Annotated in this window: 13 protein-coding genes; 5 read left to right on the top strand and 8 right to left on the bottom strand. The window is 60.3% G+C overall.

Features of this window, described 5'->3' with window-relative positions:
• Positions 1 to 52 precede the first annotated feature (52 nt).
• Positions 53 to 1048: an aldo/keto reductase gene (locus ATY80_RS03375; protein ID WP_088691043.1), complete on the bottom strand. Its 996-nt coding sequence runs from the start codon at positions 1046 to 1048 to the stop codon at positions 53 to 55.
• A 126-nt stretch (positions 1049 to 1174) separates the two neighbouring features.
• Between ATY80_RS03375 and ATY80_RS03380 the strand changes: the two genes are divergently transcribed.
• Both ATY80_RS03380 and ATY80_RS03385 read left to right on the top strand, forming a co-directional pair.
• Positions 1175 to 2065, top strand: a complete 891-nt coding sequence (locus ATY80_RS03380; RefSeq protein WP_088691044.1) for a LysR family transcriptional regulator — start codon at positions 1175 to 1177, stop codon at positions 2063 to 2065.
• 69 nt (positions 2066 to 2134) lie between these two features.
• A complete protein-coding gene (locus ATY80_RS03385) occupies positions 2135 to 2752 on the top strand; it encodes a hypothetical protein (RefSeq protein WP_088691045.1) in 618 nt (205 codons plus the stop codon).
• Here the strand turns inward: ATY80_RS03385 and ATY80_RS03390 are convergent.
• Positions 2742 to 3185, bottom strand: a complete 444-nt coding sequence (locus ATY80_RS03390; RefSeq protein ID WP_088691046.1) for a GNAT family N-acetyltransferase — start codon at positions 3183 to 3185, stop codon at positions 2742 to 2744. The two genes, ATY80_RS03385 and ATY80_RS03390, sit on opposite strands and share 11 nt — an antisense overlap.
• Positions 3186 to 3198: 13 nt before the next feature.
• A complete protein-coding gene (locus tag ATY80_RS03395) occupies positions 3199 to 4146 on the bottom strand; it encodes an aldo/keto reductase (RefSeq protein WP_088691047.1) in 948 nt (315 codons plus the stop codon).
• Positions 4147 to 4325: 179 nt separating this feature from the next.
• Between ATY80_RS03395 and ATY80_RS03400 the strand changes: the two genes are divergently transcribed.
• Complete coding sequence (locus ATY80_RS03400; RefSeq protein WP_088691048.1) at positions 4326 to 5312, top strand: Gfo/Idh/MocA family oxidoreductase; 987 nt, start codon at positions 4326 to 4328, stop codon at positions 5310 to 5312.
• A 2-nt stretch (positions 5313 to 5314) separates the two neighbouring features.
• Here ATY80_RS03400 and ATY80_RS28845 read toward each other — a convergent pair whose 3' ends face one another.
• From ATY80_RS28845 to ATY80_RS03420, 4 genes are read right to left on the bottom strand one after another with little or no spacing between them, the layout of a single operon-like run.
• A complete protein-coding gene (locus ATY80_RS28845; RefSeq protein WP_189637074.1) occupies positions 5315 to 5701 on the bottom strand; it encodes a GtrA family protein in 387 nt (128 codons plus the stop codon).
• The gene (locus tag ATY80_RS03410; protein WP_245306743.1) at positions 5694 to 6071 is read right to left on the bottom strand and encodes a transporter; all 378 of its coding nucleotides are present in this window, start codon (positions 6069 to 6071) and stop codon (positions 5694 to 5696) included. Before ATY80_RS03410 ends, ATY80_RS28845 begins: the two co-directional genes overlap by 8 nt.
• On the bottom strand, positions 6068 to 6772 hold the full coding sequence (locus tag ATY80_RS03415) for a class I SAM-dependent methyltransferase (protein WP_088691050.1): 705 nt from the start codon (positions 6770 to 6772) through the stop codon (positions 6068 to 6070). Before ATY80_RS03415 ends, ATY80_RS03410 begins: the two co-directional genes overlap by 4 nt.
• 29 nt (positions 6773 to 6801) lie before the next feature.
• Positions 6802 to 7803, bottom strand: a complete 1002-nt coding sequence (locus ATY80_RS03420; protein WP_088691051.1) for a glycosyltransferase — start codon at positions 7801 to 7803, stop codon at positions 6802 to 6804.
• Positions 7804 to 7957: 154 nt separating this feature from the next.
• On the opposite strand from ATY80_RS03420, the gene ATY80_RS03425 reads away from it, so the two are divergent.
• Positions 7958 to 9799 (top strand): hypothetical protein, encoded by a 1842-nt coding sequence (locus ATY80_RS03425; RefSeq protein ID WP_088691052.1) that lies wholly within the window; start codon positions 7958 to 7960, stop codon positions 9797 to 9799.
• A gap of 2 nt (positions 9800 to 9801) precedes the next feature.
• Here ATY80_RS03425 and ATY80_RS03430 read toward each other — a convergent pair whose 3' ends face one another.
• Complete coding sequence (locus tag ATY80_RS03430) at positions 9802 to 10038, bottom strand: hypothetical protein (RefSeq protein ID WP_088691053.1); 237 nt, start codon at positions 10036 to 10038, stop codon at positions 9802 to 9804.
• 548 nt (positions 10039 to 10586) lie between these two features.
• Between ATY80_RS03430 and xseA the strand changes: the two genes are divergently transcribed.
• Positions 10587 to 12176 carry an exodeoxyribonuclease VII large subunit gene (xseA, locus tag ATY80_RS03435; RefSeq protein WP_088691054.1) on the top strand — a complete coding sequence of 530 codons (1590 nt, stop codon included), beginning with the start codon at positions 10587 to 10589 and terminating at the stop codon, positions 12174 to 12176.
• Positions 12177 to 12207: the final 31 nt, after the last annotated feature.

The raw sequence follows: 12207 nt of genomic DNA on the forward strand, positions 1-12207 counted from the left end.
GCGGCAAGGTCGCCGAAGGATGCTGCACGCGTTTGAAGCTTCAACCGTTCGGCTAAAGGTTCGTCATCGCCAGCGATGCGTCGGAGTAGCGCTTGCCAGCGATTTGATCCAGTGGGACCGCTTCGTTGATCTCTGCCAGTTCGGACGCATCGAGCACGATATCGGCCGCCGTTGCATTCTGCTCCAGGTGATGGATCTTGCGGGCGCCGGGGATCGGCACGATGTCGTCGCCCTGATGTAGCACCCAGGCGAGCGCCAGTTGCGCTGCGGTCACGCCCTTTTCCGTCGCGAGCGTTTCGAGCTTGGCAACGAGCGCGGCATTGGCATCGAAATTATCGGACTGGAAGCGCGGCAGCTGGCGCCGGAAATCGTCCGCGCCAAGGTCCTGCGGTTTCTGGATCGTGCCGGTCAGGAAGCCGCGCCCGAGCGGGCTATAGGGCACGAAGCCGATTCCCAGCTCACGGCAGGTATCGAGAACACCATTTTCAGGGTCGCGAGACCAGAGCGAATATTCGCTCTGCAGCGCCGCGATCGGGTGGACCGCATGGGCGCGGCGGATTGTGGCGCTGCCGGCCTCGGAAAGACCGAGCGCGCGCACCTTGCCTTCGCGCACCAGCTCCGCCATGGCGCCGACGGTCTCCTCGATCGGCACATTGGGGTCGACGCGATGCTGGTAGAAAAGGTCGATCGTCTCTATGCCGAGGCGCTTCAGCGAGGCTTCGGCGACGCGCCTGACGTTTTCCGGACGGCTGTCGACGCCCACAATTGCTGCTGGTCCTGACTTTTGGAGGTCGAGCTTGAAGCCGAACTTGGTGGCGATGACGACGCGGTCGCGCACCGGCTTCAACGCCCGGCCGAGAAGCTCTTCATTGGTATAGGGGCCGTATACCTCGGCCGTGTCGAAGAAGGTGACGCCGAGTTCGACGGCGCGGTGCAGCGTCTTGAGCGACTCGTTTTCGTCGCTGGCACCATAGGCGAAACTCATGCCCATGCAGCCGAGGCCGACGGCAGAGACTTCAAGGTTGTTTCCGAGTTTGCGGGTTTTCATGCGGAGGCTCCTCTGTCGAGCGAAGTTCAAACCGCGGTCCATGCCGGGTACGGAGAAAACTTAGTGCCCCGCCAGTCATCAAAAAATACGTGCAATACATAACAGGCTGTTCTATTAGTTAGATCAATGAATAGGACACAGCTCGCCCAACTCGCCGTTCTTGCCGTCGTTTCCGAACGACGAAGTTTTCGCGCGGCCGCCAAGGAGTTGGAGATTGCGCCATCGGCCGTCAGCCATGCGATCTCCAGCCTGGAGGAGAGCCTTGGCGTCCGGCTTCTGGCGCGCACGACCCGCAGTGTCGCGCCGACGGAAGAGGGGCGTCTTCTGCTGCTGCGCCTGAAGCCGGCTCTGGACGAAATCGGGATCGCCCTGGAGGCGGTCACCGAAGCCGCCGGAAGACCGGCCGGCAATCTGCGCATCAGCGCGCCGCGCTTTGCCTCGGACATCCTGCTTGCGCCGCGGCTCGGCGAATTCCTGAACCGCTATCCTGATATCACCCTCGAAATCGCCAATGAGGATGGTTTCACCGATATCGTGCGTGAGGGATTCGACGCCGGCATCCGTCTGGAGGAAAGCCTAGAGGCGGATATGATCGCCGTGCGGGCCTCGCCGAACCTGACGACGGTGATTGCCGGTTCCCCGGAGTATTTCGAACGCTACCCCAAACCTCTGCACCCCTCCGATCTCGTCCACCACCGCTGCATCAAGCGGCGCTTCACCAACGGTACGATCTATCGCTGGGAATTCGAAAAGGACGGCCAGGAACTGGTCGTCGCGGTTGATGGGCCGTTGATTGTCAGCGAGGACAGACTGGGATTGATTGCTGCGCTGAATGGCGCGGGGCTCGCCTATCTGTTCGATCTGCGTGTCGAGGATGAACTGGCGAGCGGCAAGCTCGTTCGTGTGCTGGAGGACTGGTGCGCGCCCTATCCGGGACCGTTCATCTACTATCCGAGCCGGCGCCAGATGCGGCCGGCCCTGCGAGCCTTCATCGACTTCTTCCGATATAGCCCATAGGCTTGTCGAAAAACGGGTGGTCTGCAGCGCGCCGATCAGGGAGGATCGCATGGAAGCAGGAGGCGTTGCATGAAGAAACCTGGATCGATGAAGGGTTTGGAGGACCTCGGACGCGCGCGGCTTTCGAAGAATTTCTTCCTCCGCGATTTCCTGCATTCCGAAATTGCCGATTTCTATCGCATTCCGAACATCCCCGAGAATCCCGATCTGGCGATTGAAGCAGGAAAGCGGCTCTGCGAGGAACTGCTGGAGCCGCTGCAGTCGACCTTCGGTCGGCTGCACATCCGCTCCGGCTATCGCTCCCCTGAGGTCAACCAGTTCGGCAACCGCAACAGCCTCAACTGCTCGTCAAACGCCGCGACGGCCGCCGACCACATCTGGGACCTTCGCGATTTCGATGGCTGCATGGGGGCAACGGCCTGCGTCGTCGTCCCGTGGATGATCGACAACTATAGCAACGAAGAGGACTGGCAGAGACTTGCCTGGTGGATCCACGACCATCTGCCCTATGCGTCGCTCTGCTTCTTCCCGAAGCTCTGGGCCTTCAACATCCAGTGGCACGAGCGGCCGCGGCGTGTCATCCAGAGCTATGTGAGGCCGCGCGGCATATTGACGAAATCAGGTATGGCGAATTGGCAGGGCAGTCACGCCAGCTTCTATGAGGGCTTCCCGCCGCCTAGAAATTGATGCGGTAGCGAAGATGCCCGTCGCTTTTGACATAGCTGTCGTAGAGCGCACGCGCCGTCTTGTTCTGCTCACTGGTGTGCCAGTAAAGCCGCGACCAGCCGTTCTTCGTGCAGAGCGAAACGAGGTCGTCCATCAAGGCTCGCCCCACACCCTTTCCGCGTGCAGCCGGATCGACGAAGAGGTCTTCCAGATAGCAGTCCTTGCCGCGGATCCACGTGCCTTCGTGTGTCAGGCTGAGTGTGAAGCCCATCACCCTGTCGTCGACCGCGGCGACGCGCATGAAGATCGCCGACGCCGGATCGAAGACCCGGCGCCATGTAGCATCCGTGATGTCAGCCTCGACCGTGACTTCGTAGAAGGCGAGATAGTCGGCCCAAAGCTCGCGCCAGCGCGCTTCGTCCTCCGGTTTCGCATCGCGGATTTTTAGGGTCATTGCCTCTCCCCCGTCAGGCGCCGGCCTTGTCGAGCAGCGCCATCGCGTCGTCGGACAGCGAAAGCGTCGCGGAGTTGGTCAGGCTCTCAAGCTGGGACAGGCTGGTAGCACTGGCGATCGGCGCCGTCACGCCCTTCTTTCTGAGCAGCCAGGCCAGCGCGATCTCTGCCGGCTTGGCGCCGGTTTCCGCAGCAACCTTGTCGAGTGCGGTCAGGATGCGGAACCCCTTGTCGTCGAGATATTGCGCCACCCGTCCCTCGCGGGCGCGACCCTGCGTATCGGCCTTCGTGCGGTACTTTCCGGAGAGAAAGCCGGCAGCAAGGCTGAAATAGGTGATCACGCCGATATCTTCCTTGAGGCAGAGATCGGCCAGCGGTCCCTCGAAGCTTGCACGTTCATAGAGATTGTATTCCGGCTGGATCACATCGTAGCGCGGCACGCCGGCCTTTTCGGCGGCATCGAAGGAGGCCTGGAGTTGCGTGGCGTCGAGATTGGAGCAGCCGATTGCGCGAATCTTGCCCTGCTGCTTCAGCTTGGCAAAAGCGCCAAGCGTTTCCTCGTAGGGCGTGTTCTCGTCCGGCCAATGCGAGAGGTAGAGGTCAATATAGTCGGTCTCCAGCCGGCGCAGCGAATCCTCGACCGCCTTCAGGATATAAGTCTCCTTCAGCGTCTTGCCCTGGCCCATGTCGGAGCCGACCTTGGTGATAACAACAGCCTTGTCGCGGGAGACCTTGCCGCGCTTCAGCCACTTGCCGATGATCTCTTCGGAATCGCCGCCCTTGTTGCCCGGCGCCCAGGCCGAATAGACGTCGGCCGTGTCGATCGTATTGAAACCTGCGTCAAAGAAGGCATCGAGAATGTCAAAGGAGGTCTTCTCGTCAGCGGTCCAGCCGAAGACGTTGCCGCCGAAGACGATCGGGGCGATCGAAAGGCCAGTTTTTCCAAGACGGCGCATGTCCATGGCGCTCTCCTAAAGTGCTGAATTGATTGAAATCGCTGGCGCGGCAGAACGCCGCCGGGAGTTAACCTAGCGCGGCCGACACCCGATGGAAACCTGCTCCTTGAATTGTGATCACGCCATTGCGCCGCCGTCGTCGCCTTACTAAGCTGCGCAAAAATCGAACCAGGAGGACCCAGGCTATGCTGCGTTTTGGTATTCTTTCGACCGCGAAGATCGGCCGCGAACTCGTCGTCCCCGCCATCCAGGACGCGGAAAACTGCGTCGTGACGGCGATTGCCAGCCGCGATCTGGCAAGAGCCCGGGAGATGGCGGACCGCTTTTCCGTTCCGCACGCCTTCGGTTCCTACGAGGAAATGCTGGCCTCCGACAAGATCGATGCCGTCTATATCCCGCTGCCGACCTCGCAGCACGTCGAGTGGACGATCAAAGCCGCCGATGCCGGCAAGCACGTGCTGTGCGAAAAGCCGATCGCGCTCAAGGCCGATGAGATCGACAGCCTGATTGCTGCCCGCGATCGCAACAAGGTTCTCATCACCGAGGCCTATATGGTCACCTATGCGCCGGTCTGGCGCAAGGTTCGCTCGCTGATATCGGACGGCGCGATCGGCACGCTCCTGCATGTCCAGGGCGCCTTCACCTATTTCAACCGCGACCCCGGCAACATGCGCAACATTCCGGAGCTTGGCGGCGGCGCGCTTCCCGATATCGGCGTTTATCCGACGATTAGCACGCGCTTCTCGACCGGCAAGGAGCCGCTGCGCGTTCAGGCCGTCACCCGCCGCGACCCGGAGTTCGGAACCGACATCTATTCCAGCGTCAAGGCCGATTTCGGCGATTTCGAGCTGACCTTTTATGTCGCCACGCAGATGGCGAACCGCCAGGTCATGGTCTTCCACGGCACCGATGGCTTCATCGAGGTCAAGTCGCCGTTCAACGCCGACCGCTGGGGCGCCGAGGAGATCGAACTCACCAACCGCAACCACAATGAATCGACGATCTTCCGCTTCCCGGACAGCCGCCAGTACAAGCGCGAGGCCGAGGCCTTTGCGCGCGCTGCCAAGGGTGAGAATGAAGAGGTCGTGACGCTGGAAAGCTCGAAGCTCAGCCAGAAATTCATCGACGCGATCTATCGCGCCAGCGAAAAGGACGGCTGGGAGCCGGTCTGACGTCAGTCGCTGCTGCGCAAAAGCCTGAGGTAGCCGAAGCAGCCAAAGCTCAGGGACATGACCGTGGCAAATGCCATTGCTGCCAACGGCTGCAGCGATGGCGAAAACGCAAGCAGTGCGGCGAAGAGCCCGTAGTTCAGAAGGGCGGCTACCGTTAGGATGGCGATTATGCCGGCGTCACCGACCGCCAATCTGCCGCCGGCCGTCATATCGATCCGAGGCAACAGGATCCCCATTGCGATGAGCCCTGAAAACAGGCTAAGCGCACGGGCGAAGAACGGGCTCAGTGCAGCATCCAGCAAAGCGTAGAGCAGCGCATCTACTGCCACCCCGAGGATCGACAAGGCAATGAAGCGCAAGAACAATGCTCTGCCAGAACTCTCAGCCATTGATCGCTAGCATGCCCGCAATGATGCAGGCCGCTCCGATGGCGTAGCGCAGCGTCAGGGCTTCGCCGAGAAAGGCCTGCGCCAAAAGCGGCACGAAGCAGAAGGTCAGCCCCATGAACGAATAGGCCATCGTCAACGGCACGGCTTTCAGGACGTAGATCCAGATAATCGTTCCAAGACCGTAAAGCAGAAGTGCTGCGATTAGCACCGGGTTCAGAAACAGCGCGATCAGATTGCGCAGGCTAAGTTCGCCAGCCGTCGCGCTGGTCATTTTGAAGAGAACCTGGCCGGAGGCGATGAGCAGCGGCGTACCGATAAGGCCGACCCAGTTGCCGATCGAAAGGTTGGAGAGCATGAGCCTGTCTTTCATTTCGCAGATTGCCGGTCTTCCGCGTAGAAAATGTCACGCCCGATATCTTCGCAGACAAACGTCGGGGGAACTGGATGAACGGCCCTCAGAAACGAGTGTGTATACGGGAAGAAGTTGAAATGCGGGTTGAATGTGTAGCGATACTCGCGCTCGCGCGGCACGACGATAATCAGCCGTCGCTTGGCGATGCGCCGCAGCTCAGCGATCGCTTGCCGATAGTCGAGAATATGTTCGATGACGTGCGTGCAGATCACGGTGTCGAATTCGCCGTTGGCGAAGGGCAATGTCTCCACCTTCGCGGCAACGTATTCGATCCCAGCGAGTGACGACGCATCGTCGATCACGAAATCCACACCAACGAGCCGGGCAAGGTTCGGATGTGACTTCAGGATGCGGCTTAGCAAGGCTCCTGTGCCGCAGCCGACGTCGCATACGCTTTCACCTTCGATCGATCCGACAATCCGGTTGATGCACGCCGCCGAGTTGTCGGTCCCTTCGTGTACACGCGGGTGATTGCGGTAGAGCTCGGCATACTCCTCCGCGGACAGAAATGGCGCCCGCTCGCGAAATTTCGCGAGGTGGCTGATATGATCACCCCACACACGTTTCGCGGCCCAGCGAAAGACGCCGGAGTCCCGCAAGAATGGCGGCAGAACATCTTCGAGAACGAAGCGAATGCGGTTCGTGGTTTCTCTGTTCATCTAAATTTGTGCCGTGTTACACCGAGCGATCATGCGATGCGGGCCGTCTTGCTGTTGTGCGGGGTTGTCTTGGGCGCAGACGCCGTCGATCCGTCACTGCCAGCTGCGACATTCAAATAGAAGATGCGTAGCTGTTCGGAGCGCGAGCGCGCAACGGAATCGAGAATGAGACCAGCGGTGAAGACCATGAAGGAGATCATCATCAGTGCCATGGACAGGACCCAGGTCGGCATCCGGTTGACCAGACCTGTTTCAAAGTATTCCATCAGCACCGGCGTCATGAAAGCACAGCTGGACAGCATGAAAAAGCCGCTTATGATCCCAAAGAAGGCGAACGGCCGCGTTTCCTTCATCAGCATGGCGAACATCCAGAGGATCTTGGCGCCGTCCTTGAAGGTTGAAAGCTTCGAGTGGGAGCCCTCGGGTCGGCGGCCGTAATCCAGTTCCAGCTCGCTGACGGGCAGTTTCAGGCGCGACGCATGCACGGACATTTCCGTCTCGATCTCGAAGCCTGCCGAGACGGCGGGGAAACTCTTGACGAAGCGCCGCGAGAACACGCGGTAGCCTGAGAAGATATCAGTGAAATCAGTGCCGAAGATCGTTCGGTACAGCATGTTGAAGATCTTGTTGCCGAAGGCGTGACCCTGTCTGCCGGCATCCGCATGCACGCCGCGCCGCGTGCCCACGACCATATCGGCGCGCTCGGTCAGCAGCGTACGGATCAGTTCCTCGGCATCGTCAGGCGAGTACGTCCCGTCGCCATCGGCCATGATATAGATGTCGGCATCGATGTCGGCGAACATGCGCCGGACAACGTGACCTTTGCCCTGCCGCCGTTCGCGAACGACATGGGCGCCGGCAAGCATCGCGTGGAGCGCGGTGCCATCCGTGGAATTGTTGTCGTAGACATAAATGGGAGCGCCCGGGAGCGCGGACTTAAAGCCCCGAACAACGGAGCCGATCGTCGCGGCCTCGTTATAGCAGGGCAAGAGCACGGCAATATTCAGATTGTCGATACGCGATCCAGTCATGATCACACCCGTGGCGAGAAATCCGGACGAGAATAGATGGCGGCCGTTAACAAGTAGCTATGAAATCCACGAAAACCGGCTGTCAGCAGGGCTTTTACGGTTTCTTGAGAGGAGAGGGGTAGGATTTCGGCGCTCAAACAGTGAGATCTGCTTCATGACAAATGTTGCCCAGGTGGTTGATGCTCCCGCATCGGTATGGTCGGCTGCCAAACTGCGCACCATGATGACCGGGCTATGGCCATCGGTGCTGCTCTACAGCGCCTTTCTTATTGCTGCGATCCTCGCATTGAAACTGCCCGGCGCAACGGACTATGTCGGCGCGGATAACGATGACGGAATGCGGCTGGTCGAGGTGCGCGACTTCCTGAACGGGCAGGGATGGTTCGACTTGATGCAGTATCGCATGGGGCTCGGCGCGGGCACTTTGATGCACTGGTCCCGGCTCATCGATCTCCCAATCGCGATGCTGATCAGGTTCTTCGGCATGCTTGCGTCGCCGCAGCGCGCGGAAGCGCTTGCACTCGCCGTCTGGCCGCTTTCGCTGACCATCCCCAGCCTGTGGGCCATGGGACTTGCTGGCCGCCGCATCGGCGGCACGTTCGGAATGCACATCGCGCTGGGCCTGACCGCATTTCTCTTGGTTCCGAGCAACCGATTTCTGCCGGGCGCAATCGACCACCACAACGCGCAGTTCGCGTTGGTCGCCATCATGACTGCGATGTTGCTCGAGGAAAACTATCGGCCGCTGAACTATGCCATAGCCGGTTTGGCGGCCGCGACTGCAATCGCGATTGGGGCTGAAACGACGCCTTTCGTAGCATCGGTATGCGTTGTTGTCTCGGTTTCGTGGGCCTGGGAAGGCGAGCCGTTTGCGCGTGCAGCCAAGGCTTTCGGGCTCGCATTGGCTCTGTCGATCAGCCTGCTTTTCTTCGGCACCGTTCCGCCGCGTCTCTATTCGGCGGTCACCTGCGATAACCTGTCGCTCGGTTATTACAGTCTCGCTGCGATCGGCGGCGGGCTGCTGCTCTTTGCTGCTACTTTTGCGAGCAATGCAAACCGGTTGTTGCGAATCACCGCCCTGGGCGCGATCGGCGCGGTTGTGCTTGCCTCCGCCATCACGATCGCTCCCCAATGCCTCCGCAATCCGCTCGCTGATCTTGACCCGCTTCTTGTCAAGCTCTGGCTGGACGGCGTGCAAGAGGCACAGTCGATCCTTGCACTCAATAGGCAGGAGCCCTTTACGCTAGGCTTCTTCTATTCGACCGGTGTCTTCGCACTTGCCGTCTGTGTCTTCCGCCTCGCTCACGGGGATCGGGTGCGGGTCCATCTGGTCTTGCTTTTTCTCCTCGGCGTGAGTTTGGCAATCGCCGCCGTTCAGGTGCGCGGCACGATGTTTTCCAATCTTCTTGCAATCCTGCCGCTGACATTGCTGATCATCGACCTGCGCGGGATGTCGGCCGGCGATAGCGAAAATGTTGCCGCCGCCTTCTGCTATCTTTCCACGGTTCTCATGAGCGTGGCGGCGGTTTGGGGGCTCGTCGGAGGACTTATCGGCATGCAGGTGGAGAATGGCGAAAGCATCCTCCAGCCAGCATCCACAAAACCGTCCTGCACATCGAAGTCGTCTCTGGCGCCGTTGACTGAAGTGCCCGCGGGCCTTGTGGTTGCGCCGTCCGACGTCGGTGTCTCGATTCTCCGCTTTACGGACAATCGGATACTGGCCGCGCCTTACCATCGAAACCAGGGAGGCATGCTGACGGAACTGCATATCGGCTTGGCGGAGCCACGGGAAGCGGAGGCGTTCCTAAAAGGCGCGGGCGTCACCGTTCTCGCCTTTTGCGCCGACAATCCGCAGACAAAGGAGCTTGCCAAGATGAAGCCGGATGGCCTCTACGCGCAACTGGAGAAAGGCCTCGTCCCGGCTTATCTGAAGCCCATGCCGACGCCTGATGGCGCGCCAATTCGGTTCTTCCGTTATGTGCCTGCTGGCTCGTAGATTTAGACGAAGCGCCGACGATCGCGGACGCGGTCGAGAGTGTAGAGACCGAGAAGGCAGATCAAAAGGCCGCTGTCGTAGCAGCCAATAGCCGCTGTGAGATCAAGAATGGATGTGGTCGAGACCCAGGCTGCGCAGGCATAGACCGCGCACACAAGGAAACCGACCAACACCATCGAAAATATCGAGCGCATTGGTGCAGTAACGAAACCCAGTGTGGTGGCCGTCAGAGCGATCATCACCATCTCCTCGTTCGCGCAGTATAGCTCCGTCTGTCTTTTCGAACAATTAATCGAGCCGCTTGTTACCGCTTTCCCCAGTATTTGTAATCGACACAGTCGCAATCTGCTGCCATGGCGGACGCCCTAAATCAGCCCGAGAATGCTTGATGAGGGTCTGTCCGGCTGCCCTTTTGACGAACCAGGTGTCCTCCAATGCCGACTTAGAGTGCCCTCGTGATTTCGACGAGGTCGACATGGTCATTGGGGGGAGGGCGAAGCCGGCGCTCGCAGGACCGGTGAGCGAGGGCGCATGGGAGGCGAAGCGGTCAGAGATGGCCACTCCTCTTGTCATTTGTCCGATCATCGCTTGGCAGGGATTACCGGGTAGAACCGAGAGGTAGTCGATCGTCGACTTTCCTGATCGCCAGGACTAAGTCGTTAATACGCCTAAGTCTCTACTATGTATGAGAAAATGGCTGCGCCACCCTTCTCTTTACCGGAATGCCAAGAAAAATCGTCCCCTTTTGGAGGCTGCTCTTTGTCGCCTCATCGGCTAGAACAGAACGATGAGCAATGTCTTCGAGAATGATTCGCCGAGCAATCTTACCGAGTACTCGGTCTCGGAACTTTCCGGCTCGATCAAGCGCACCGTCGAGACTGCCTTCGACCAGGTGCGCGTGCGTGGCGAAATTTCCGGATACAGAGGCCCCCACTCGTCCGGCCATGCCTATTTTTCCTTGAAGGATGATCGCGCGCGTATTGATGCCGTCGTCTGGAAGGGCAATTTCTCCAGGCTGAAATTCCGTCCCGAGGAAGGGATGGAGGTGATTGCCACCGGCAAGGTGACCACGTTCCCAGGCTCATCGAAGTATCAGATCGTCATCGAAACGCTCGAGCCGGCTGGCGCTGGCGCGCTGATGGCGCTGATCGAAGAGCGCAAGCGCAGGCTTGGCGCCGAAGGCCTGTTCGACCCGTCCCGCAAGCGGCGGCTGCCGTTCATGCCGAGGGTGATCGGTGTCGTGACCTCGCCAACGGGTGCTGTCATTCGCGATATTCTCCACCGCATCTCCGATCGTTTCCCGGTTCACGTCATTGTCTGGCCGGTAAAAGTGCAGGGTGACGGCTCCGGCGAGGAAGTCGCGAATGCGATCCGTGGCTTCAACAGCTTCGATGTGCGGGGGGACATGCCGCGTCCGGACGTCCTGATCGTCGCGCGTGGTGGCGGCAGCCTCGAGGATCTCTGGAGCTTCAACGACGAAATCGTTGTGCGCGCCGCGGCGGAGAGCCAGATTCCGTTGATTTCGGCAGTCGGTCACGAAACCGACTGGACCCTGATCGACTACGCTGCCGATGTCCGTGCACCGACGCCGACCGGTGCGGCCGAGATGGCGGTTCCCGTGAAGGCCGAACTGGAGGCCCAGACGGCGGCGCTTGCCGCGCGTCTGCAGGGCTGCATGAGCCGCCGCATGGATCATCATCGTCAGTCCGTACGGGCTTTGGTCCGCGCGCTGCCCTCTCTGGATCAACTCTTGGCACTGCCGCGTCGCCGCTTCGACGAGGCGGCCGCCGGTCTTGGTCGCGGCCTTGAACTCAACACGATCAACAAGCGCCGTAGCTTCGAGCGCACCGCCGCGCACTTGCGTCCGGATGTCCTGTCGAACCGCATCACCGAGCGTCGCCAATTTCTGAATGAACGGATGACCCGCGCCGAGCGGACGATCGAGCGCCTTATCGATCGATCGAGAGCACGGGTTGGCCGCGCCGACGCTACTTTTGCGGCACTCCCGGCACGCCTGAAAACGCAGACCGCTCGCCTGCGCGACCACCTCGCCAATCTGTCGCGCCACGCCGATACGGCGGTAAGGCACCAGCTGACGCGCGCACGCGGCGACGTCACGGCTCAGGATCGCGTGCTGCAGTCGCTGTCCTACAAGAATGTGCTGAAGCGCGGTTACGCGGTCATTCGCGACGACGAAAACAAGCCGGTGTCACAGGCGGCGATGTTGTCGCCGGGCATGGGCATTTCCATCGAGTTTGCGGATGGCCATGTGGGCGCGATGACGACCGAAGGCGGGGCTGCGCCCTCCACGTCCAAGAAGCGAGCCGCCAAGCCGCAAGATGAACAAGTCCCGCCGAAGCAGGGAAGCCTATTTTAGGTAGTCGTTGCGGTCCATTCCAGCGCCGACA

This window comes from Rhizobium sp. R711, from assembly GCF_002211365.1.
GTDB lineage: Bacteria > Pseudomonadota > Alphaproteobacteria > Rhizobiales > Rhizobiaceae > Rhizobium.

Bases quoted from the DNA above. Each gene is read 5' to 3' on its own strand.
- ATY80_RS03425 (WP_088691052.1), top strand. From the start codon at position 7,958: ATGACAAATGTTGCCCAGGTGGTTGATGCTCCCGCATCGGTATGGTCG.
- ATY80_RS03400 (WP_088691048.1), top strand. From the start codon at position 4,326: ATGCTGCGTTTTGGTATTCTTTCGACCGCGAAGATCGGCCGCGAACTC.
- ATY80_RS03390 (WP_088691046.1), bottom strand. From the start codon at position 3,185: ATGACCCTAAAAATCCGCGATGCGAAACCGGAGGACGAAGCGCGCTGG.
- ATY80_RS03410 (WP_245306743.1), bottom strand. From the start codon at position 6,071: ATGAAAGACAGGCTCATGCTCTCCAACCTTTCGATCGGCAACTGGGTC.
- ATY80_RS03385 (WP_088691045.1), top strand. From the start codon at position 2,135: ATGAAGAAACCTGGATCGATGAAGGGTTTGGAGGACCTCGGACGCGCG.
- ATY80_RS03430 (WP_088691053.1), bottom strand. From the start codon at position 10,038: ATGATCGCTCTGACGGCCACCACACTGGGTTTCGTTACTGCACCAATG.
- ATY80_RS03380 (WP_088691044.1), top strand. From the start codon at position 1,175: ATGAATAGGACACAGCTCGCCCAACTCGCCGTTCTTGCCGTCGTTTCC.
- ATY80_RS03375 (WP_088691043.1), bottom strand. From the start codon at position 1,048: ATGAAAACCCGCAAACTCGGAAACAACCTTGAAGTCTCTGCCGTCGGC.
- ATY80_RS03395 (WP_088691047.1), bottom strand. From the start codon at position 4,146: ATGGACATGCGCCGTCTTGGAAAAACTGGCCTTTCGATCGCCCCGATC.
- ATY80_RS28845 (WP_189637074.1), bottom strand. From the start codon at position 5,701: ATGGCTGAGAGTTCTGGCAGAGCATTGTTCTTGCGCTTCATTGCCTTG.
- ATY80_RS03420 (WP_088691051.1), bottom strand. From the start codon at position 7,803: ATGACTGGATCGCGTATCGACAATCTGAATATTGCCGTGCTCTTGCCC.
- ATY80_RS03415 (WP_088691050.1), bottom strand. From the start codon at position 6,772: ATGAACAGAGAAACCACGAACCGCATTCGCTTCGTTCTCGAAGATGTT.
- xseA (WP_088691054.1), top strand. From the start codon at position 10,587: ATGAGCAATGTCTTCGAGAATGATTCGCCGAGCAATCTTACCGAGTAC.